General features: G+C 74.4%; 20 protein-coding genes. All 20 read right to left on the bottom strand.

Features of this window, described 5'->3' with window-relative positions:
* Positions 1 to 109: 109 nt before the first annotated feature.
* Positions 110 to 424, bottom strand: coding sequence for an integration host factor, actinobacterial type (gene mihF, locus QL983_RS04495; RefSeq protein WP_010078601.1), 315 nt, complete (start codon positions 422 to 424; stop codon positions 110 to 112).
* Between the two features lie 138 nt (positions 425 to 562).
* Positions 563 to 1,450 (bottom strand): orotidine-5'-phosphate decarboxylase, encoded by an 888-nt coding sequence (gene pyrF, locus QL983_RS04500; protein WP_036336596.1) that lies wholly within the window; start codon positions 1,448 to 1,450, stop codon positions 563 to 565.
* Positions 1,447 to 4,752: a carbamoyl-phosphate synthase large subunit gene (carB, locus tag QL983_RS04505; RefSeq protein ID WP_078025475.1), complete on the bottom strand. Its 3,306-nt coding sequence runs from the start codon at positions 4,750 to 4,752 to the stop codon at positions 1,447 to 1,449. Before carB ends, pyrF begins: the two co-directional genes overlap by 4 nt.
* A 3-nt stretch (positions 4,753 to 4,755) precedes the next feature.
* Positions 4,756 to 5,940, bottom strand: coding sequence for a glutamine-hydrolyzing carbamoyl-phosphate synthase small subunit (carA, locus tag QL983_RS04510; RefSeq protein WP_036336598.1), 1,185 nt, complete (start codon positions 5,938 to 5,940; stop codon positions 4,756 to 4,758).
* Entirely contained in the window at positions 5,937 to 6,563 is a 627-nt protein-coding gene (locus QL983_RS04515) for a hypothetical protein (RefSeq protein WP_012750893.1), read from the bottom strand. Before QL983_RS04515 ends, carA begins: the two co-directional genes overlap by 4 nt.
* On the bottom strand, positions 6,560 to 7,939 hold the full coding sequence (locus QL983_RS04520; protein WP_036313718.1) for a dihydroorotase: 1,380 nt from the start codon (positions 7,937 to 7,939) through the stop codon (positions 6,560 to 6,562). Before QL983_RS04520 ends, QL983_RS04515 begins: the two co-directional genes overlap by 4 nt.
* Positions 7,936 to 8,919, bottom strand: coding sequence for an aspartate carbamoyltransferase catalytic subunit (locus QL983_RS04525; protein ID WP_036313715.1), 984 nt, complete (start codon positions 8,917 to 8,919; stop codon positions 7,936 to 7,938). Before QL983_RS04525 ends, QL983_RS04520 begins: the two co-directional genes overlap by 4 nt.
* A gap of 3 nt (positions 8,920 to 8,922) precedes the next feature.
* Complete coding sequence (gene pyrR / locus QL983_RS04530; protein WP_036313707.1) at positions 8,923 to 9,531, bottom strand: bifunctional pyr operon transcriptional regulator/uracil phosphoribosyltransferase PyrR; 609 nt, start codon at positions 9,529 to 9,531, stop codon at positions 8,923 to 8,925.
* Between the two features lie 169 nt (positions 9,532 to 9,700).
* Positions 9,701 to 10,153 carry a transcription antitermination factor NusB gene (gene nusB / locus QL983_RS04535; protein WP_044659811.1) on the bottom strand — a complete coding sequence of 151 codons (453 nt, stop codon included), beginning with the start codon at positions 10,151 to 10,153 and terminating at the stop codon, positions 9,701 to 9,703.
* Positions 10,146 to 10,709, bottom strand: a complete 564-nt coding sequence (gene efp, locus QL983_RS04540) for an elongation factor P (RefSeq protein ID WP_002857030.1) — start codon at positions 10,707 to 10,709, stop codon at positions 10,146 to 10,148. Before efp ends, nusB begins: the two co-directional genes overlap by 8 nt.
* Before the next feature lie 120 nt (positions 10,710 to 10,829).
* The gene (aroB, locus tag QL983_RS04545; RefSeq protein ID WP_081097731.1) at positions 10,830 to 11,999 is read right to left on the bottom strand and encodes a 3-dehydroquinate synthase; all 1,170 of its coding nucleotides are present in this window, start codon (positions 11,997 to 11,999) and stop codon (positions 10,830 to 10,832) included.
* Entirely contained in the window at positions 11,996 to 12,700 is a 705-nt protein-coding gene (locus QL983_RS04550) for a shikimate kinase (protein WP_044659812.1), read from the bottom strand. The genes aroB and QL983_RS04550 overlap by 4 nt, the downstream gene beginning before the upstream one ends.
* On the bottom strand, positions 12,697 to 13,932 hold the full coding sequence (gene aroC, locus QL983_RS04555; RefSeq protein WP_036336604.1) for a chorismate synthase: 1,236 nt from the start codon (positions 13,930 to 13,932) through the stop codon (positions 12,697 to 12,699). The genes QL983_RS04550 and aroC overlap by 4 nt, the downstream gene beginning before the upstream one ends.
* 79 nt (positions 13,933 to 14,011) lie before the next feature.
* The gene (locus tag QL983_RS04560; RefSeq protein ID WP_113914224.1) at positions 14,012 to 14,935 is read right to left on the bottom strand and encodes a shikimate dehydrogenase; all 924 of its coding nucleotides are present in this window, start codon (positions 14,933 to 14,935) and stop codon (positions 14,012 to 14,014) included.
* Entirely contained in the window at positions 14,935 to 16,203 is a 1,269-nt protein-coding gene (gene mltG / locus QL983_RS04565) for an endolytic transglycosylase MltG (protein WP_129866781.1), read from the bottom strand. Before mltG ends, QL983_RS04560 begins: the two co-directional genes overlap by 1 nt.
* On the bottom strand, positions 16,200 to 16,721 hold the full coding sequence (gene ruvX, locus QL983_RS04570; RefSeq protein ID WP_186303263.1) for a Holliday junction resolvase RuvX: 522 nt from the start codon (positions 16,719 to 16,721) through the stop codon (positions 16,200 to 16,202). Before ruvX ends, mltG begins: the two co-directional genes overlap by 4 nt.
* A 7-nt stretch (positions 16,722 to 16,728) precedes the next feature.
* The gene (alaS, locus tag QL983_RS04575; protein ID WP_144820129.1) at positions 16,729 to 19,440 is read right to left on the bottom strand and encodes an alanine--tRNA ligase; all 2,712 of its coding nucleotides are present in this window, start codon (positions 19,438 to 19,440) and stop codon (positions 16,729 to 16,731) included.
* Positions 19,437 to 19,826 carry a hypothetical protein gene (locus tag QL983_RS04580; RefSeq protein ID WP_020621562.1) on the bottom strand — a complete coding sequence of 130 codons (390 nt, stop codon included), beginning with the start codon at positions 19,824 to 19,826 and terminating at the stop codon, positions 19,437 to 19,439. The genes alaS and QL983_RS04580 overlap by 4 nt, the downstream gene beginning before the upstream one ends.
* Positions 19,827 to 19,997: 171 nt before the next feature.
* Positions 19,998 to 20,624, bottom strand: a complete 627-nt coding sequence (rpsD, locus tag QL983_RS04585; RefSeq protein ID WP_036313685.1) for a 30S ribosomal protein S4 — start codon at positions 20,622 to 20,624, stop codon at positions 19,998 to 20,000.
* Between the two features lie 282 nt (positions 20,625 to 20,906).
* The gene (locus QL983_RS04590) at positions 20,907 to 21,407 is read right to left on the bottom strand and encodes a general stress protein (RefSeq protein ID WP_290151483.1); all 501 of its coding nucleotides are present in this window, start codon (positions 21,405 to 21,407) and stop codon (positions 20,907 to 20,909) included.
* Between the last annotated feature and the right edge of the window lie 8 nt (positions 21,408 to 21,415).

Below are 21,415 nucleotides of genomic sequence, written 5' to 3' on the forward strand. Positions count from 1 at the left end.
ACGGCGGGGGCGGGTCCGGGGTCGAACGTGTCGGTCACGCATCCTCCTGGTGGGACGGGCCTCGCAGACCCGTCACCCGGGCCGGCGCCGACCCGCCGGGATGTGGGGGTCACCGGCCAATATAGGCGATCAGCGCCTCGCGCTGACGACGGCCCAGGCCGCCCAGCCGACGCCGCGGCGAGATGCCGCACCCCGCCATCGCCTCCCGGGCCCGGACCTCGCCCACGCCCGGCAGGGCCAGCAGCAGGTCCACGGTCCGCAGACGGGCGACGGCGTCGTCGGCGTCCGCGCGCGCGAAAATGTCGGCCAGGCCGACCTCACCGGCGGCGAAGGCCGCCTTGAGCTCCGCCCGCGCCTGGCGGGCCTGGAGGGCCTTCCTCCGGGCCTCCGCCCTCTCCTGCACACTGAGCTGCCGCAACGCCATGGGTCTGACCTCGATGCCTCTCGTTCCCCACCGGCCCCGTCGTGACCCTTCCATGGTCAAGGACGACGAGCACAGCCGATCGAAAGGGAAGATACCATCCCGTCCACACGGCACGGGCGCGCCGGGAGGACGCGGGCGTCACCGCAGGGCGGCGCGATTCTCCTCGATCGTGTCCACCAGCGAGGCCACCGACGGGCCCGCGCTCAGGATGCCGCGGGACGAGGTCGCCAAGACCTGCGGCCAGGCCGTCCCGAAGTCGGCCCGCATGCCCCGGGCCGTGGCGCCCTGGGCACCGAACCCGGGCGCCAGCAGGGGCCCGCCGAGGGCCGGCAGGTCCAGGCCGAGGCGGTCCGCCTCGGCGGCCACCGTGGCGCCCAAGACGAGTCCCACCGGCCCCCACGCGTCGTCGCCGCGCAGGGCCGCGTTCTCGGCGGCCGCCGCCGCGGCGATGCGCCGGGCGACCGATCCCTCGGCCGACCCCTCGCCCACGTGCTGGACCTCGCGGCCCTCCGGATTGGAGGTCAGCGCGAGGACGAACACGCCGCGGCCGGCCTCGTGGGCGGCGCGGATGGTCGGCACGAGGGTGCCGAAACCCAGGTACGGGCTGAGCGTCACCGCATCCGCGGCCAGGGGCGAGGCGTCGGCGATCCACGCGGCGGCGTAGCCGTCCATGGTGGAGCCGATGTCACCGCGCTTGGCGTCCGCGATCGTGAGCACCCCGGCGTCCCGGGCGGCCGCGAGCAGCCGCTCCAGGGCCGCCAGGCCGGCCGATCCGTGGCGCTCGTACAGCGCCACCTGGGGCTTGATCGCCGCCACGCGGGGCCCCTCGGGACCCACCGCCGCCTCGAGGGCGGTTAGGGAGAACGCCTCGAGGCCCGCCGGGGTGTCGCTCAGGCCCCACTGCCGCAGCAGGCCCGGATGGGGGTCCACGCCGAGGCACAGCGGACCGGCCGTCTCCATGGCGTGGGCCAGCCGCCGCCCGAAGGGGGCGCGGGGCCCCGCGCCGCCCGTCGCCGTCGTGGTCACGCCGCGGCCTCCGGACCGGCGACAGCCTGCTGCAGGCGCGCGTCGTGCTCCTGCAGTGAGGTGACGGACCACTCGTAGGACCGCATGGCCTCGATGGCCTGCAGGCACGCCCCGAATTCGGCCGTGGTCGTGATCACCGGCACGCCGAGCGACGTCGCGGCCGCGCGGATCTCGTAGCCGTCCGTGCGGGCGTCGCCGCCGGAGGGCGTGTTCAGCACGAGGTCGACGGTGCCGGCGTGCAGCTGCTCCAGCACGGTGCCCGCGCCGTCCTCGTGCCCGGCGTCGGCGATCTTCGCCACGACCTCCGCGGGGATGCCGTTGCGCCGCAGCACCTCGGCGGTGCCGCCGGTGGAGACCACCTGGAAGCCGAGGTCGACGAGGCGCTTGGCCTGGCCCACGAGGGTGCGCTTGTCCCGGTTGGCGACCGACACGAACACGCGCCCCGAGGTGGGCAGCGGGCCGCCGGCGGCGGACTGGGACTTGGCGAACGCGGTGTCGAAGTGCTTGTCGATGCCCATGACCTCGCCCGTCGAGCGCATCTCCGGGCCCAGCAGCGAGTCGACCACGCGGCCCTCCGCGGTGCGGAAGCGGGTGAACGGCAGCACCGCCTCCTTGACCGCCACGGGCGCGCCGATCGGCAGGGTGCCGCCGTCGTACGCCGTGGGCAGCATGCCCGCCGCGCGCAGGTCGGCGATGCTCTCGCCGACGCCGATCCGCGCGGCCGCCTTGGCCAGCTGGACGCCCGTGGCCTTCGAGACGAACGGCACGGTCCGCGAGGCGCGCGGGTTCGCCTCGATCACGTACAGCACGTCCGAGGCGAGCGCGAACTGGATGTTGATCAGGCCGCGCACGCCGACGCCGGCCGCTATCCGCTCGGTGGCGCGGTGCACGCGCTCGAGCACGTCCGGGCCCAGGGTGACGGGAGGCAGCACGCACGCGGAGTCACCCGAGTGGATGCCCGCCTCCTCGATGTGCTCCATGACGCCGCCGAGGTACAGCTCGGTGCCGTCGTAGAGGGCGTCGACGTCGATCTCGATCGCGTCCTCGAGGAAGCGGTCCACGAGCATCGGCTGGTCGGGGGTGATCTCCGTGGCGTGCTCCACGTAGTGGGCCAGTGCTTCCTCGGAGTACACGATCTCCATGCCGCGGCCGCCGAGCACGTAGGAGGGGCGCACGAGCACGGGGTAGCCGATCTCGTCCGCCACGCGCTTGGCGTCGTCGAAGGAGACCGCCGTGCCGTTCTTCGGCGCCACCAGGCCCGCGCGCTCGAGCACGAGCGCGAACTCGCCGCGGTGCTCGGCCAGGTCGATGGCCGCGGGCGAGGTGCCCAGGATCGGCACGCCGGCGTCGGCGAGCTGCTGGGCCAGCTTGAGCGGGGTCTGGCCGCCGAGCTGCACGAAGACGCCGCGCACGCCGCCGGAGGCCTCCTCTGCCGCGATGACCTCCAGGACGTCCTCGAGCGTGAGCGGCTCGAAGTAGAGGCGATCGGAGATGTCGTAGTCCGTGGATACCGTCTCCGGGTTGCAGTTGACCATCACGGTCTCGTAGCCAGCCTCGCGCAGCGCCATGGTGGCGTGCACGCACGAGTAGTCGAACTCGATGCCCTGGCCGATCCGGTTCGGGCCCGAGCCGAGGATGATCACCGACTCGCCCTCGTGCGGGGCGACCTCGGTCTCGAGGTCGTAGCTGGAGTACCGGTACGGGGTGAAGGCCTCGAACTCGGCGGCACAGGTGTCCACGGTCTTGTAGACGGGGCGCACGCCCAGGGCGTGACGCACGCCGCGCACGACCGCGGCGTCCATGTGCCGCAGCGAGCCGATCTGGGCGTCGGAGAACCCGTGCCGCTTGGCGCGGCGCAGCAGGGCCTCGTCGAGGACCTCGGCGTCGCGGATCTCGTCCGCGACCTCGTTGATGAGCACGAACTGGTCCAGGAACCACGGGTCGATCGCGGTGGCCTCGAAGGCCTCCTCGATCGTGGCGCCGGCGTAGAGCGCCTGCTGGGTCTGGGAGAGCCGGTCGGTGGTGGCCGTGCTCGCCGCCGCGAGCAGGGCCTGCGGGTCGGCGTCCTGCGGGAACGCGAGCTCCGAGCCCTTCTGCTCGAGCGAGCGCAGGGCCTTCTGCAGGGCCTCCGTGAAGTTGCGGCCGATGGCCATGGCCTCGCCGACCGACTTCATGGTGGTGGTCAGCGTGGGATCCGCCGCCGGGAACTTCTCGAACGCGAAGCGCGGGACCTTCACGACCACGTAGTCCAGGACCGGCTCGAAGGACGCCGGGGTCTTCTGGGTGATGTCGTTGGGGATCTCGTCCATCGTGTAGCCCAGGGCCAGCTTGGTGGCGATCTTGGCGATCGCGAAGCCGGTGGCCTTCGAGGCCAGCGCCGAGGAGCGGGAGACGCGCGGGTTCATCTCGATGACGACGACGCGCCCGTCCACGGGGTTCACCGCGAACTGGATGTTGCAGCCGCCGGTGTCCACGCCGACCTCGCGGATGACGTTGATCGAGATGTCCCGCAGCTTCTGGTACTCGCGGTCCGTCAGCGTCATGGCCGGGGCCACGGTGATGGAGTCGCCGGTGTGCACGCCCACGGGGTCCACGTTCTCGATGGAGCAGACGACGACGACGTTGTCGTTCTTGTCCCGCATCATCTCCAGCTCGTACTCCTTCCAGCCGAGGATGGACTCCTCGAGCAGGACCTCGGAGGTCGGGCTGTACTGCAGGCCGGCGCCGCAGATGCGGTACAGGTCGGCCTCGTCGTAGGCCATGCCGGAGCCGAGGCCGCCCATCGTGAACGAGGGGCGCACCACCACGGGGTACTTCAGGTCCTCGACGGCGGCCAGGGCCTCCTCCATCGTGTGCACGATGTGGGACCGGGCGGACTCGCCGCCGGCACGCTCCACGACGCCCTTGAACAGCTCGCGGTTCTCGCCGAGCTCGATGGCCTCGATGTTCGCGCCGATCAGCTCGACGCCGAAGCGCTCGAGCACCCCGTCCTTGTCGAGGGCGATGGCGGTGTTCAGCGCCGTCTGGCCGCCCAGGGTGGGCAGCAGGGCGTCCGGGCGCTCCTTCTCGATGATCTTGGCGACCACGGCCGGGGTGATGGGCTCGACGTAGGTGGCGTCGGCCAGCTCCGGGTCGGTCATGATCGTGGCCGGGTTGGAGTTGACGAGGACGACGCGGACGCCCTCCTCCTTGAGGACGCGGATGGCCTGGGTGCCGGAGTAGTCGAACTCGGCGGCCTGGCCGATCACGATGGGGCCGGAGCCGATGACCAGGACGGACTTCAGGTCGGTGCGCTTGGGCATGGATCAGGCTCCTTCGGTGGCGGGGGTGGTGGCGGCGCGGTGCTCGGTGAGCAGCTGCACGAAGCGGTCGAACAGGTCGAGGGTGTCGTTGGGGCCGGCCGCGGACTCCGGGTGGAACTGCACGGAGAAGGCGGGCCGGTCGAGCAGGCGCAGGCCCTCGACGACCTGGTCGTTCAGGGACCAGTGGGAGACCTCGACGCGGCCGAAGCGCGACTCCGGCGCCTCGATCGGCTCGCCGAGGGGGGCGGCCACGGCGAAGCCGTGGTTCTGGGAGGTGATGGCCACGCGGCCCGTGGCCTTGTCCAGCACCGGCTGGTTCGGGCCGCGGTGGCCGAACTTCAGCTTGTAGGTGTCGAAGCCGAGCGCGCGGCCGAAGATCTGGTTGCCGAAGCAGATGCCGAAGAACGGCAGGCCGGCGTCGAGGACCTCGCGCAGCAGCTCCACCTGGGCGTCTGCCGTGGCCGGGTCGCCGGGGCCGTTGGACAGGAAGACGCCGTCCGGGTCCACGGCGCGGATGCCGGCCAGGTCCGTGGCCGCGGGCAGCACGTGCACGCGGATGCCGCGGGAGGCCAGGTGCCGCGGCGTGGCGGCCTTGATGCCGAGGTCGAGGGCGGCGATCTCGGCGATCGGCTCGCCCTCCCAGCCGTGCTCGGCCGGCTCGATGACGTACGGCTGCTCCGTGGTGACGGACTCCGCGAGGCGGGCGCCGGCCATCGACGGCTGGGCGCGCACCTCCGCCAGCAGCTCGGCCTCCGGGCGGGCGGCGTGCTCGCCGGAGAACACGCCGGCGCGCATCGAGCCCTCGGTGCGCAGGCGGCGGGTGATGGCCCGGGTGTCGACCTCGCGGATCCCGACGACGCCGAACGCCTCGAGCTCCTCGTCGAGGGTGCGCTCGGCGCGCCAGTTGGACGGACGCCGGGCCGCGTCGCGGACCACGTAGCCGGCGGCGAAGATCGCCCGCGACTCGCGGTCGGCGTCGTTGACCCCGGTGTTGCCGATGTGCGGGGAGGTCTGCACGATGATCTGCCCCGCGTAGGACGGGTCGGTGAGGGTCTCCTGGTAGCCGGTCATGCCCGTGGTGAACACGGCCTCGCCCAGGGTGCGGCCGCGGGCGCCGTAGGCCCGGCCGCGGTGGACGGTGCCGTCCTCGAGGACGAGCAGGGCCAGGTCGTCGGTGGGGGTGCTCATCGGGGGTCTCCTTCTCCTGCGCGGCCGGCCGGGTCGGCCGGGGCGGGGTCGATGATGGTCTGCAGGGCGGCGAGGAGCCGGTCGCGGTCCTCGGGGCGGTCGGGGCGGAAGGCGGAGGTGAGTTCGACGTCGCCGAGGCGCCAGCCCCAGGCGACGAGCCCGCCCGGCTCGACGAACTTGCCGGCGATCCCGCCGGACAGGCCGGCCTCGACGAGGTCGTCCGCGGGGATGAACAGGTTGGCGGCCCCGGGGCGGAGCACGAGCAGGCCGCGGTGGGTGCCGGCGTCGTGGACCTCGAGGACGGCGCGCGAGCGCAGGCCCAGGCCGTGCACCGCCACGCGGTCCAGTCGGTCCTCGCCGCGCACCGTGCCCACGTGCATGCCCTCCGCGGACAGCGTCGGCTCGGCGTCGTAGAGGGCCGTCGGCACGGGGGCCGGGGCCGGGATCCCGGCCTGCGCCCGGCGGCGGGCCCGCCACCCGAGGGCCAGCAGGCCGAGCAGCACGAGGACGACGGCCAGGGTGCCCAGGGTCACCGGCAGCCACACGTCCGCGTAGTCCTTCGTCGGGGTCCGCGGCGGGACGGGACGGGCCGCCAGGGCGGCGGCCAGGGAGGTGATGCTCACGCGCGCTCCCCCGTCTCCGTCAGGGCCGGGTGGCGGTACGGCCGGGCGGGGGCGCCGTCGGCGACGACGCGGGCGCCGCGGTAGACCGTGTGGCGTACCGCGCCCGGCAGCTCCATGCCCCGGTACGGGCTGTTGCGGGACTTGGTCAGGTGCTGCTCGGGGTCCACGGTGCGGCGGGCCTGCGGGTCCACGAGCACGAGGTTGGCCACGGCGCCGACGCGCGGGACGCCGCGCTCGTCGGCCTGGCCCTGGTCGGTCAGGCCGGCGATCCGGGCCGGCGCCGTGGACATTACGCGGGCGACGCCGGCCCAGTCCATCAGGCCGGTGTCCACCATCGCCTGCTGCACCACGGACAGGGCGGTCTCGAGGCCCGTCATGCCCATCGCCGCGACCGTCCACTCGCACTGCTTGGTCTCGGCGGTGTGTGGGGCGTGGTCGGTGCCCACGGTGTCGATGGTGCCGTCGGCCAGCCCGGCGCGCAGGGCCATCACGTCGGACTCGCGGCGCAGCGGCGGGTTGACCTTGAACACGGGGTCGTAGGAGCGGACGAGCTCCTCGGTGAGCAGCAGGTGGTGCGGGGTGACCTCGGCGGTCACGGCCACGCCCTGGGCCTTGGCCCAGCGGATCAGCTCGACGGAGCCGGCCGTGGAGACGTGGCACACGTGCAGGCGGGAGTCCACGTGCTGGGCCAGCAGCACGTCACGGGCGATGATGGCCTCCTCCGCCACGGCGGGCCAGCCGGCCAGGCCGAGGACGCCGGAGAGCTCGGACTCGTTCATCTGGGCGCCGGCGGTGAGGTTCGGCTCCTGCGCGTGCTGGGCCACGAAGCCGCCGAAGGACTTCACGTACTCGAGCGCACGGCGCATCAGCACGGCGTCGTGGACGCACATGCCGTCGTCGGAGAACATCCGCACGCGGGCCTGCGAGTCGGCCATCGCGCCGAGGTCGGCCAGGGCCTCGCCGGCCAGGCCCACGGTCACCGCGCCCACGGGGTGCACATCGCACCAGCCCGCGTCCCGGCCCAGCCGCCACACCTGCTCCACCACGCCGGCGGTGTCGGCCGTCGGCGTCGAGTTGGCCATCGCGTGGACCGAGGTGAAGCCGCCCATCGCGGCGGCGCGGGTGCCGGTCTCGACCGTCTCCGCGTCCTCCTTGCCGGGCTGGCGCAGATGGGTGTGCAGGTCGACGAGCCCGGGCAGCAGCACCAGGCCGGCGCAGTCGACCTCCTCGGGGGCCGGGTCGAGGCCGGCGGCGTGGGTCGCGGCGTCCGGGCCGAGGGCGGCGATCCGGCCCTCGGCGACGAGCACGTCGGCGGTCTCGCCCGTGGTCAGGCGCGCGCTGCGCAGCAGCAGGGGGGCGGGGCTGGGGGCGCTCACGGGCGGACCTCCTGGTCGTGGTTGAGGACGAGGTGCAGGACCGCCATGCGGACGGACACGCCGTTGGCGACCTGCTCGAGGGCGGTGTTGCGGGGCGAGTCCGCCGCCGCCGGGCTGATCTCCAGGCCGCGGTTCATCGGGCCGGGGTGCATGACCACGGGCTCGTCGAGCAGGGCGCCCCGGCCGGCGGTGAGGCGGGCGAAGCGGTCGTCGGTCAGCCCCCAGGTCCGGGTGTACTCCCCTGCGGACGGGAAGAAGGCGCCGCCCATTCGCTCGGCCTGGACGCGGAGCATCATGACGGCGTCGGGGCCGGCGTCGAGGGCCTCGTCCAGCGAGTAGGTGACCTGGCACGGCCACGCGGCCACGCCCACGGGCAGCAGGGTGGGCGGGGCGGCCAGGGTGACCTGTGCGCCCAGCGTGCTGAGCAGCCACACGTTGGACCGGGCCACGCGCGAGTGCAGGATGTCCCCCACGATCACCACGCGCATGCCGGTCAGGTCCCGGCCGACCAGGTCCTCTCCCGTCGCCGCGGCGAGGCGCCGGCGCAGGGTGAAGGCGTCCAGGAGGGCCTGGGTGGGGTGCTCGTGGGTGCCGTCGCCGGCGTTCACGACGGCGGAGCGCACCCAGCCGGAGTCGGCCAGCTGGCGGGCCGCGCCCGAGGACCAGTGGCGCATCACGATGGCGTCCGCGCCGATGGCCTCGAGCGTCTGGACGGTGTCCTTGAGCGACTCCCCCTTGGAGACGGACGACCCCTTCGCGGAGAAGTTGATCACGTCCGCGGAGAGCCGCTTGGCGGCGGCCTCGAAGGAGATGCGGGTGCGGGTGGAGTCCTCGAGGAAGAGGTTCACCACGGTGCGGCCGCGCAGGGCGGGCAGCTTCTTGACCTCGCGCTGGTTGACGGCGGCCATCTCCTCGGCGGTGTCGAGGACGGCGAGGGCGTCGGCGCGGGAGAGGTCGGCGGTGGACAGCAGGTGGCGCACGGCTCAACCCTCCCGGGTCGCGACACGGTCGACGATGCTCACGGCGTCCTCAGTGACCTCGCCGGTGCCCTCGGGGCCGTCGACCTCCATGAGCCGGACCTGGACGCGCTCGGCGGTGGAGGTCGGCAGGTTCTTGCCCACGAAGTCGGCCCGGACGGGCAGCTCGCGGTGCCCGCGGTCCACGAGGACGGCCAGGCGCACGGCGGCGGGGCGGCCCAGGTCGGCGATCGCGTCGAGGGCGGCCCGGACGGTGCGGCCGGAGAAGAGGACGTCGTCCACGAGCACGACGACGGCGCCGTCGAGGGGGACCTCGGGCAGGCGGGTGGGCATCGGGGTGCGGGCCGTGCCGCGGCGGAGGTCGTCCCGGTAGAGCGTCACGTCCACCTCACCGACGGCGGCGGTGGGGTCGAAGGCCGGCTCGATGCGGGCCAGCAGGGCGCCGAGCCGCCGGGCCAGGGGGGCCCCGCGGCGCGGGATCCCCATCAGGACGAGACCCTCGGCGCCCTTGTTGGACTCGAGGATCTCGTGGGCGATCCGGGTCAGCGCCCGGTCGATCTCGGACGTGGACAGCACGGTCCGGGCAGCACGAGGTGCGGCGGGGTCAGTTCCCATGCCGGCGCCTCCTTCCCCGCCTCACAGGACGGCTCTTAAAGGATGCGTGGTCCGTCCCGGGGCGCCGGTGGGCCCCCGCGCGGGACGTCGCCGACTCTACCAGCGAGGCCCGCCCCACGGCGCGGATGACGCGGTGCGGGACGGGCCTCGTGACGGAGCTCTCGGCGGCTCAGGCGAGCAGCGTCGGCTTGACCTGCTGCAGGCGGCCGAGCAGACCGTTGACGAACTCGGGCGAGTCGTCCGTGGACAGCTGGGCGGCCAGGGCGACGGCCTCGGAGATGGCGACGGCGTCCGGCACGTCGTCCTGGAACAGCAGCTCCCAGGCCCCCACGCGCAGGATCGCCCGGTCGACGGCGGGCATGCGGTCCAGGGACCAGCCGCGGGAGTAGGAGCTCAGGGCCTCGTCGAGCCGCTCCTGGTCCGCGATGACGCCTTCCACGAGCCGCTGGGTGTAGGCGTTCACCTGCAGATCGGTGCTCTCGCGGCGGGTGCGGATGCCCTCCAGCGCGCTGGAGCCCCGCTGCTCGGCCTCGAACAGGATCTCCACCGCACGCTGCCGGGAGCGGCTGCGCGCCGTGGTCCCCCGCTTGGCAGCGGAGCCGGCGGAGGCCCGCTCAGTCATTGACGCGGCCGAGGTAGTCGCCGGTGCGGGTGTCGACCTTGACGCGGGTGCCCTGCTCGACGAAGAGCGGCACCTGGATCTCGGCGCCGGTCTCCACGGTGGCGGGCTTGGTGCCGGCGGACGAGCGGTCCCCCTGCAGGCCCGGCTCGGTGTAGGTGATCTCCAGGACCACGGACGCCGGCATCTCGAGGTACAGCGGCGTGCCCTCGTGCAGGGCGATGACCACCTGGGTGTTCTCGAGCATGTACTTCGCGGCGTCGCCGACCACGGCCCCGGGCACGGTGATCTGGTCGTAGTCCTTGACGTCCATGAACACGTAGTCCGCGCCGTCCTGGTAGAGGTACTGGTAGTCGGAGCGGTCCACGGTGGCGAACTCGACCTTGGCGCCGGCGTTGAAGGTCTTGTCCACGACCTTGCCCGTGGTGATGTTCTTCATCTTGGTGCGGACGAACGCGCCGCCCTTGCCCGGCTTGACGTGCTGGAACTCGGTGACGTTCCAGAGCTGGCCCTCCAGCTTCAGGACGGCGCCGTTCTTGATGTCGTTGCTCGTTGCCACGTGTGTGTGCTCCCGATCGGTCTCGCGGACCGTCACGGGTCCGCCTGCAGTGGGTGGGGTCTTGGATGTGCGCGGGCCAGTCTACGGGAGGCCCCGCGCGGGGCCGGGGTCAGCGGCGGCTCACTCTGCGATCTCCTGGTACGCCGCGAAGAGCAGGGACGCGTCCGGGATGTCCACGGTGGTGGGCTGCGCGAGCCCGTCCAGCAGGACGAAGCGCAGCTGGTCGCCGCGGTTCTTCTTGTCCCGGCGGATGCCCTCGAGCAGGGTCTGCCACCGGTCCCCGCGGTAGGAGACGGGCAGGCCCAGGGCCGTCAGCACCGACCAGTGGCGGTCCGCGGTGGCGTCGTCGAGCCGGCCGAGGGAGCGGGCCAGCTCGGCCGCGAAGACCAGCCCCACGGACACCGCGGCGCCGTGGCGCCACTGGTAGCGCTCGGCGAGCTCGATCGCGTGCCCCATCGTGTGGCCGTAGTTCAGCGCCTCGCGGGCGCCCGACTCGCGGGGGTCGCGGGAGACGACGTCCGCCTTGACCCGGATCGAACGCTCGATCAGCTCGCGCAGCCGCGCGGAGTGCGGGTTCTGGGCCTGGGCCGGGTCCTCCTCGATGAGGTCGAGGATCGCGGGGTCGGCGATGAAGCCGCACTTCACGACCTCGGCCAGGCCGGAGATCAGCTCGTTGGCCGGCAGGGTGAGCAGCGTGTCCAGGTCCGCCAGCACGCCGGCCGGATTGTGGAACGCCCCCACCAGGTTCTTGCCCTCGGCGGTGTTGATGCCGGTCTTGCCGCCCACCGCCGCGTCCACCATGCCCAGCAGGGTGGTGGGCATGTGCACGACGCGGACGCCGCGCAGCCACGTGGCCGCCACGAAGCCGGCCAGGTCGGACACGGCGCCGCCGCCCACGGAGACGATCGCGTCCGACCGGGTGAAGTCGTTCTGGCCGAGCACCTGCCAGCAGAACCCGGCCACCTGCAGGTGCTTGCCCTCCTCGGCGTCCGGGATCTCGGCGGTCAGTGCGGTCAGGCCCACGGCCTCGAGGTCGTTCTTGACGACGTCGCCGGTGGCCCGGAGGGCGCGCGGATGGATGACCAGCACGCGTCGGACGGTCGGGCCGAGCATGTCCGGCAGGCGCGCGAGCAGGCCCCGGCCCACCACCACGTCGTAGCCGCCGTGCACGGCCGCCTCGTGGCCGCCGGCCACGGGGATGACCGTCACGTCCTCGGGTGCGGCCGGAGCGGCCGCGGGCGCCGCCCCCGGGGTCTCCTGCTCGGTGATGTCCGGCTCACGGTCGGTCATGGGTGTGACTCACTCCTTCGGGGGCGGTGGGCGTCCCCCACGATACGCCAGGCCGCCTCGGCGGCCGTCAGGCCTGTGGTGTCGAGCACGAGGTCGGCGACCTCGCGGTACAGCCCCTCGCGTTCGGCGAGGATGCGCCGCCAGGTCCCGGCGGGGTCTCCGGCCAGGACGGGGCGGCCCGCGCCGCCGCCCACGCGGCGCAGCGCCTCCTCCTCTCCGACCGCGAGGTAGACGACGTCGGAGTCCGGCCCGGCCAGCGCGCGGCGGGTGCCCGGATGCAGGACGGCGCCGCCGCCGCACGAGAGGACGCACGGGGCGGGTCGGCCGAGCACATGGCCGATGACGCGCGCCTCCTCCGCCCGGAACGCGGCCTCGCCGTGCTCGGCGAAGAACTCCGGGATCGGGCCGTGCACCTGGGTGAACAGCTCGTCGGAGTCCACGAAGGGCAGCCCGGTCACGGCGGCCAGGGCCCGGCCGACCGTCGTCTTCCCGGCCCCCATCGGGCCGACGAGGACGATCCGGCGGGCCGGGCGCGCGGCCGGGTCCTCGTCGGCCGCGGCGGCCACCGTGGCCGCGGCCGTCAGGCGCGCCTCGAGGGCACCGATCATGCCCTCCCACGGGCACACGGTGACGGGCCCGGGGACGGGACGCGTGCTCGGGTCCGGTCCCGGGGCCGGCGCGGTCCCGGGGGTGTCGGTCACGGCAGGGGGTCGCCCATCGGGCCGTCCGCCACGACGTCGGCGCCCGGCTCCGGCAGGGCGGGGACCGCGGCCTGGAACGCTTCGAGGTTGCGGCGCGTCTCGGCCACGGAGTCGCCGCCGAACTTCTCGAGCATCGCGTCGGCCAGGACGAGGGCGACCATGGCCTCGGCGACGATGCCCGCGGCGGGCACGGCCGCCACGTCGGAGCGCTGATGGTGGGCCGTGGTCTCCGCGCCCGTGGCGACGTCGACCGTGGGCAGTGCGCGCGGCACCGTGGCGATCGGCTTCATCGCGGCGCTCACGCGCAGCAGCTCACCCGTCGACATGCCGGCCTCGATGCCGCCGGCCCGGTCGGTCGTGCGCCGGGGGCGGCCGTCCGCGCCGCGGGCGATCCCGTCGTGGGCGGCGGTGCCGCGTCGGGCGGCCGTGGCGAACCCGTCGCCGACCTGCACGCCCTTGATCGCCTGGATGCCCATGAGCGCCCCCGCCAGCCGCGCGTCGAGGCGGCGGTCCCAGTGGACGTGGGAGCCCAGGCCGATCGGCACGCCGTACGCCAGCACCTCCACGACGCCGCCGAGGGTCTCCCCGGCGCGGTGGGCGTCGTCGACCTCGGCGACCATCGCCGCGGAGGTCTGCGGGTCGAGGCAGCGGACCGGGTCGGCGTCGAGGCGGGCCTCGTCCTCGGGGACGGGGAACGGGTGGCCCTCCGGCAGGGCGGCCTCCCCGAAGGCCACGGTGTGGGAGACGATCCGCACGCCGAGCTCGCCGAGGAAGGCGCGGGCGACGGTGCCCAGGGCCACACGGGCGGCGGTCTCACGGGCGGAGGCGCGCTCGAGGAGGGGGCGGGCCTCGTCGAAGCCGTACTTCTGCATGCCGGTCAGGTCGGCGTGGCCGGGCCGCGGGCGGGTGAGCGCCGCGTTGCGGGCCAGACCGTCGAGCTCCTCCGCGGGGACGGGATCGGCGGCCATCACCTTCTCCCACTTGGGCCATTCCGTGTTGCCCACCTGGATCGCCACAGGCGAGCCGAGGGTGCGGCCGTGGCGGACGCCGCCGAGGATCGTCACCGCGTCCTGCTCGAACTTCATGCGCGCGCCGCGCCCGTACCCCAGGCGGCGGCGCGCGAGCGCGTCCTGCACGTCCTGCGTCGTGACCGGGATCCCGGCCGGCAGTCCCTCTACGATTCCTGTGAGCGCGGGGCCGTGAGACTCCCCCGCTGTCAACCAGCGCACCATGGCGTGCAGTCTCTCACGCACGGGGCGCCGCGCCGTCACGTGTGACCGGACGGGACGCACCGGATCCGGCGTTCGACGCTCAGCCGGCGGCCGGTCCCAGGGCGTCCGCCGCGGCGCGCGTCACCGCCGCCCAGTCCGGCTCGGGCATCCCGGCCGCGGCGCGGGGCCGGGCCGTGAACAGCCGGACCTGCTCGATGCCCTGGTGCAGCAGCATGGACAGCCCGGACGCCACCGGACCGCCCTCCCGGGACCAGGCGGACGCCAGCACGGAGGGCCACGGGTCGTAGGCCGCGTCCAGCAGGGGCGGCAGGGCGGCGCCGGCCGGCACGTGTGCGGCCAGGGCGTCCGCGGCGCGCGGCGGCAGGGTGGCGACGACGGCACGCAGCCCCGGCGCCCGCCGGAGCAGATCCGCCTGGGTCAGGGTCGCCCAGCGCAGCCCGAGCGCGTCGGCCAGGGCCGTCACCTCGGCGGCGCGGGCGGGGTCGCGGACGCCGAAGAGCACCGCGTCCGCGCCGAGCGTGGCGGCGGCGAGGACGGCCGCCGTCGCGGTCCCCCCGTTCCCGAGGACGCCGACGGTCCCGCCCCGGGCGGCACGGTCGAGGCCGGCCGCGGCGAGGGCGCCGAGGATGCCGTCCACGTCCGTGTTCTCGGCGTGGACGACCCCGGGCGCGGAGGGGTGGTCGCGCACGAGGGTGTTCGCGGTGCCCAGGAGGCGGACGCGGTCGCTGACGTGCCCGGCGGCGGCGACGACCGCCCGCTTCAGCGGCATGGTGACGGAGCAGCCGAGCCAGTCCTGCCCGCGGGCCGCGGCCGCGCCGCCGTCGGCCGTGCCCGGGGCGCCGAGGTGCTCGGCCGCGAAGGCGAGCACCTCGTCCTCGCCCAGGTCTCGGCGGCCGTAGTCGACGTCGAGGCCCAGGACCCGGTAGCCGGCCGCGTGCAGCACCGGGGAGAGCGAGTGGGCGATCGGCCGGCCCAGGACCGCCGCGCGCAGCGTGGGGCGCATCAGCACACCCCCGGATTGGAGGCGCAGTAGCGCTGCAGGGTGCGCACGTGCTGCTGGTGCTCCTCATAGGTGCGGGAGAACTCGGTGTGGCCGGTGCCGATGTCCGTGGTCACCCAGTAGTAGGCGTCCGTCTCGGCCGGGTCGAGGGCGGCCTCGACGGCCGCGTCGGAGGGCATGCCGATCGGACCCGGCGGCAGGCCCGGGTGCACGTACGTGTTGTAGGGGTTCGACGCGTCCTGGCGCTGGCCCGAGGTGAAGCTGAGGCTGCGCACGCCGAGGCCGTACGTGACGGTGGCGTCGATCTGCAGGAGCCCGCGCGTCTCGGTGTTGTCCGGGGCGAGGCGGTTCTCGATGGCGCCGGCGACCTGCCGGTAGTCCTGGGGCAGGGCCTCCGCCTCGAGGATGGAGGCGATCGTGAGCAGGCGCTGCTGCTCGGCCGGGTCGCGGACGTCGAGGGCGTCGAGCTCGGCGAGGGTGGGCCGGATCAGGGAGTCGAGCACCTGCTCGGCGGTGGCGTCGACGGGGAGGCGGTACTCCCCCGCGTCGAGCCAGCCCTCGAGCGTGCCCGCCTCCCCGGGGACGCCGTAGCGGGTCGGGTCGTGGGCGGCGGCCTCGAGCTCCTCGCGGGGCAGCCCCGTGGCCTCGGCGACGGCGTCCAGCACCTCGGTGAGTCGCCGGCCGCGCTCCACGAGCACGTAGTGCACGGCCCCGTCCGCGGCGCCCTGGAGCACCGCGAGGGCCTCGGCCGCGGGCATCCGCTCGCGCAGCACGAAGTCCCCCGAGCGCACGAGACCGCTGCCCGTGTCCCGGGCGGCGCGCTCGAACGCACGGGCGGAGGCCACGATGCCGGCCCGGTCCAGGCGGGCCGCCACGGAGCCCAGGTCCTCGCCCGGCTCCACCGAGAACGTCACCTCGTCGCCCTCGACGGCCGTGTGGTCGGGGCCGCCCAGGAACCCGCGCACGATCAGCCCGACCACGACGGCGAACGCCACGAGCACCGTGCCCAGCACCAGCGCGGTCCGCCGCCGGCCGGCGCCGCGATCGACCCGCGGGGCCGGGTGGGACCCGGAGCCCCGGCGACGCAGGAACGTGCGGGGCCGGCATGGGCCGGCCGCGTCGACCGGCTGGGACGGGGCGCCGAGATCGGCCTCGTCCGCCTCGCCGTGGGCGAAGCCGAACACGTCGAGGTCGTCGTGGACGTCGGCCTCGTCGCCGAGCAGATCGTCCCAGTGGTCCTCACGCCGCGCGTGCTGGTGGTCGCCGGTCACCGGATCTGCTCCCGGTCCTGGCCGGCCCAGCGGCCGGTGCGGCGCTGCTCGTCCACGGCGGCCTGCAGGATCGCGACGGCGGCCGCCTGGTCGATCACGCCGCGGCTGTCCTTGACGGACCGGCCCGCGGCCCGCAGTCCGGCCTGCGCGGAGACCGTGCTGAGCCGCTCGTCGACGAGCCGGACCGGCACGCGGTGGCCCGCCTCGACCAGGGCGGCGGCGACGGCGTCCGCGTAGTCGAGGGCGTCCTGCGTGGACGGCGTGTGCTCGCCCCGCAGATTCACCGGCAGGCCGACGTACACGGCGACGACGTCGAGCTCGCGAGCGTGGGCGACGAGCTCGTCCACGTCACGACGTCGACGCGCATCCCGCCGCAGGGTGGCCACGGGGGTGGCGATCAGGCCGTCGGGGTCGGCCGACGCGACGCCCACGCGGGCACGGCCCACGTCGACGCCGAGGGTGCGCCCCCGACGCACGGCGTCGCTCGCCACGGCGGCCCCGTCCTGACCTGCGCTCACGTCCGCCTCAGGCCGCGCGCACCGCAGCGACGACGGCGTCGAGCGCGTCCCCGACGCGCGTGACGTCCTGGCCGCCGCCCTGGGCGACGTCGTCCTTGCCTCCGCCCCCGCCGCCGAGCACGCCGGTGGCGGTCTTGACCATGGCGCCCGCCTGGAGGCCGGCCGCGCGGGCGGCCTCGTTGGTCGCCACGACCACGAGGGGCCGGCCCTTGGCCTCGGCCGTGAGGGCCACGAGCACGGGCGTGCCCGCCGCGTTGCCGCCGGCCGACTCGATCCGGGCGCGCAGGTCCAGCACGAGGGAACGCAGCTGGTCCCCGGCCACGTCGCCGACGTGGTGCGCCAGCACCCGCACCGACGTCCCGGCGGACGTCGTGACGTCCTGGGCCTGCCCGGCGAGCTGCCCGGCCTGGGCCTGCAGCGCCTGGGCCCGCAGCTCCGCGACCTGCTTCTCGGCCGCCTTGAGCCGGTCCAGGGTGGCGCCGATGCGGTCCTTGAGCTCCTCGGCCGGGGCCTTGAACATCTCCGAGAGCTCGGAGACGAGGGTGCGCTCCGCGGCGAGGTGGCGGAACGAGTCCAGGCCGACGAGCGCCTCGACGCGGCGGTTGCCCGAGCCCACGGACTGCTCGCCGAGCAGGGTCAGCGAGCCGATCTGCGCGGTGCGGCCCACGTGGGTGCCGCCGCACAGCTCGCGGGACCAGGCGCCGTCGATCTCCACGACGCGCACCCGGTCGCCGTACTTCTCGCCGAACAGGCTCATCGCGCCGAGTGCGCGCGCCTCCTCGAGGCTCATCTCCTGGGTGAGCACGGCGTGGTCGTCGCGGATGGCGATGTTCACCACGTCCTCGACCTCGGAGCGGGCCCCGGCCGAGAGCGCCTCGGCCCAGCGGAAGTCGAAGCGCAGGTAGCCCTCCTTGTTGAAGGAGCCGGACTGGGTGGCCTCGGGGCCGAGGATCTGGTGCAGTGCGGCGTGCACCAGGTGGGTGCCGGAGTGGGCCTTCTCGCCGTCGAGGCGGCGCTGCAGGTCGATCGCGCCGAGGGCCTGCGCGCCGGCGGCGACCTCGCCGTCGAGGACCTTGACCTTGTGCACGGACAGCCCCTTCACGGGGGCCTGCACGTCGAGCACCTCGAGGCGGAAGCCGTCGCCGGTGATCAGGCCGGTGTCCGCGGCCTGGCCGCCGGACTCCGCGTAGAACGGCGTGGCGTCCAGGACGAGCTCGAGCTCCGTGCCGGCGCCGGCGGACGCGACCTCCTCGCCGTTCTGCAGCAGGCCGCGCACCACGGACTCGGTGGTGTGCTCGGTGTAGCCGGTGAAGTGGGTCTGGCCCTCGGCGCGCAGGCGCTGGTACACGGCGGTGTCCGTGTGGCCGGCCTTCTTGGCCTTGGCGTCCGCGCGGGCGCGGTCGCGCTGCTCGGCCATGAGGGCGCGGAACCCGGCCTCGTCCACGGCGACGCCGGCCTCCTCCGCGATCTCCAGCGTCAGCTCGATCGGGAAGCCGTAGGTGTCGTGCAGCTCGAACGCGTCCGGGCCCGCGATGCCGCCGCCCGCCGAGCGGGCCTGGCCCACCGCGGCGTCGAGGCGGGCCGTGCCCGCGGCGATGGTCCGCAGGAACGCCTTCTCCTCGGCGTAGGCGATCCGGGAGATGCGCTCGAACTCGTCCGCGACCACCGGGTAGGTGCCCTTCATCGCGTCCCGGGAGACCGGCAGCAGCTCAGGGAAAACGGGCTCGGTGACGCCCATCAGGCGCAGGGCGCGGACGACGCGGCGGATGAGGCGGCGCAGCACGTAGCCGCGGCCCTCGTTGTCGGGGCGCACGCCGTCGCTGATCAGCATCAGGGCCGAGCGCACGTGGTCGGCCACCATGCGCAGGCGGACGTCGTCGTCGTAGTGCGGGTCGGCCGGGTCCTCGGTGGAGGTGTAGGAGCGGCCGGCCAGCTGCGCGGCGCGGTCGAGCACGGGGCGGACCTGGTCCGTCTCGTACATGTTCTCCACACCCTGGAGGATCATGGCGAGCCGCTCGAGGCCGAGACCGGTGTCGATGTTCTTGTGCTCGAGCTCGCCGGCGATGTCGAAGTCGTCCTTCGAGCGCACCGCGGAGAGGCGGTACTGCATGAACACGAGGTTCCAGATCTCGATGTAGCGGGTGTCGTCCGCGGCCGGGCCGCCGTCGACGCCGTACGCGGGGCCGCGGTCGTAGAAGATCTCCGAGCAGGGGCCGCCCGGGCCGGGCTGGCCGGTGTTCCAGTAGTTGTCGTCCTTGCCCATGCGCTGGATGCGCTCGGGACGGACGCCCACGTCCTCGCGCCAGATGCGCTCGGCCTCGTCGTCCTCGCGGTACACGGTGACCCAGAGGCGCTCGGGGTCCAGGCCGAAGCCGCCGTCCTCGACCGAGGACGTCAGCAGCTCCCAGGCCATCGGGATGGCTGTCTCCTTGAAGTAGTCGCCGAAGGAGAAGTTGCCGCACATCTGGAAGAAGGTGCCGTGGCGGACGGTCTTGCCGACCTCCTCGATGTCCGCGGTGCGGATGCACTTCTGCACCGAGACGACGCGCGGGCTCGGCGGGGTCTGCTCCCCCAGGAAGTACGGGATGAACGGGACCATGCCGGCCACCGTGAACAGCAGCGACGGATCCGGCGAGACGAGCGACGCCGACGGCACCACGCGGTGCCCCCTGGACTCGAAGAAGGCGGTCCAGCGGCGGGCGATCTCCTGGGACTTCATGCGGGGGTGTCCTTCTGCGTGGTGGTGGTCTGGGGGCGGGCGGCGCCGTGCGACGGCGGCTCCACGGTCTCCCCGGAGATGATCGGCCCCGTGTGGGGCAGGTAGGGCGCGGCCCAGGGGGCCTCGGCGCGGACGCGCTCGGCCAGGCGCCGGGCACCGTCCTGCAGGGCGGCCGCCGCGGCGTCGGCGGCGGCCTCACCGGCCTGGCGGGCCAGACGCTCCGGGTCCAGGCGGGCGGAGAACCCCGCGCGCCCCCCCGCGGAGCCAGGGTCAGACGTCGGCGCGTCGGTCGCGTCGGTGGCCGGGTGGGCACGGTCGCCGAGGGCGCGGTGTGCGAACCAGCCGGATGCGGCGCCGGCGCCGACGAGCAGCAGCGAGCGGAGCATGGCGGGGGCCTCCTTCGGACGGCAGGGATTCCGGCCCCACCTTACCGGGCGCGGCGCCGATCCCCGGCGGCGGGCCCGGGGGACGCCGCAGGCCCGGTCACCTCCGAGAGGTGACCGGGCCTGCGGGACGCGCGGGGCGCCGTCGTCCGGGACGGACCCGGCCGCGGCGGATCAGCGCGCGTAGTACTCGACCACGAGCTGCTCCTCGCAGGTCACGGGGACCTCGGAGCGCTTCGGGCGACGGGTGAGGGTGGCGCGCAGCTTGTCGATCTCCACGGTCAGGTAGCCCGGGGTGGCGGGCAGGACCTGCTGGTGGGCGCCGGCGGCGGCCAGCTGGAAGGGGACCATCTTCTCCGAGCGCTCGTGCACGTGGATCATCTGGCCCTCCTTCACGCGGAACGAGGGGACGTCCACGCGCTTGCCGTCCACCATGATGTGGCGGTGCACGACGAGCTGACGGGCCTGCTGGATGGTGCGGGCGAAGCCGGCGCGCAGCACGAGGGCGTCGAGGCGCTGCTCGAGGAGCTCGACCAGGTTCTCACCGGTCAGGCCGGCGGTGCGCTTGGCCTCCTCGAAGTAGCGGCGCATCTGGGCCTCGCGGATGTTGTACTGGGCGCGCAGACGCTGCTTCTCCTTGAGGCGCACCGCGTAGTCCGAGTCCTGCTTGCGGCGGGCGCGGCCGTGCTGGCCGGGGCCGTACGGACGACGCTCCATGTACTTCTCGGCCTTGGGGGTCAGCGCGATGCCCAGGGCGCGGGAGTGCCGCACGGTGCGGCGGGTGCGAAGGTTGCCACTCATGGTGGACCTGCCTTTCCTTGACGTGCGGCACGGTTCGGGTTTGTCTCGAGGTCTCGTCCGCGCGCCGGGGCACACGGGTCAAGGGGACTCGAACCTGGCCTCCCCGCGATCCTGAGGAGAGCTGAGGGGCGTGCCGCCGCCCGTCATCCACTGATGCGCTGCGCGTCCCTCGACCGGGCACGCGGGTGTCCCGTGGACCGTTCGAGGGGGATGCGTCCGGGGCGCAGCGCCTGCCAGACCGGTCCACCTTACCAGAGCGACGACGACGGGGCGGGCCGGGGCTCAGGCGCGCGGCGTGGCCGCGGTGCCGGGGTCCGCGCCGAGGAGCTGACCGGCCTGGTCCAGGTGGGAGGCCTCGACCAGCACGTCGTACGACTCGGCCTCCATGGTCTGCAGGGACGTGAAGTCGCGCCTGCCGCCGGTGGCCGCGTGGCCGATCGCCCCGAAGACCGCCCCCCACAGGGCGCCCAGGCCCAGGGAGATCAGCAGGATCCAGAGGAACCCGAAGCCGGGGGCGAAGATCGAGAAGAGCAGGCCGAGCAGGAGGCCGAACCACAGGCCCTGCAGCCCGCCGCGGACGGCGGCCTTGCCGGTGGTCATCCGGCCCAGGACCTGCTCCACGGAGCGCAGCCCGGTGCCCACGATGCGCACGCGCTCCACGGGGAACCCGGCGTCGGAGAGCTGGTCCACGAGGGCCTGGGCCTCGGCGTAGGCCGGGACGGAGCGCAGGATGCGGTAGTCGGCCTGCGGGAGGGCGGGGCCGCCGGCGCCGCCCTCCCGCAGGCCGACTA

The organism is Micrococcus sp. APC 4021 (assembly GCF_030407635.1).
Taxonomy (GTDB): Bacteria; Actinomycetota; Actinomycetes; order Actinomycetales; family Micrococcaceae; genus Micrococcus; species Micrococcus luteus.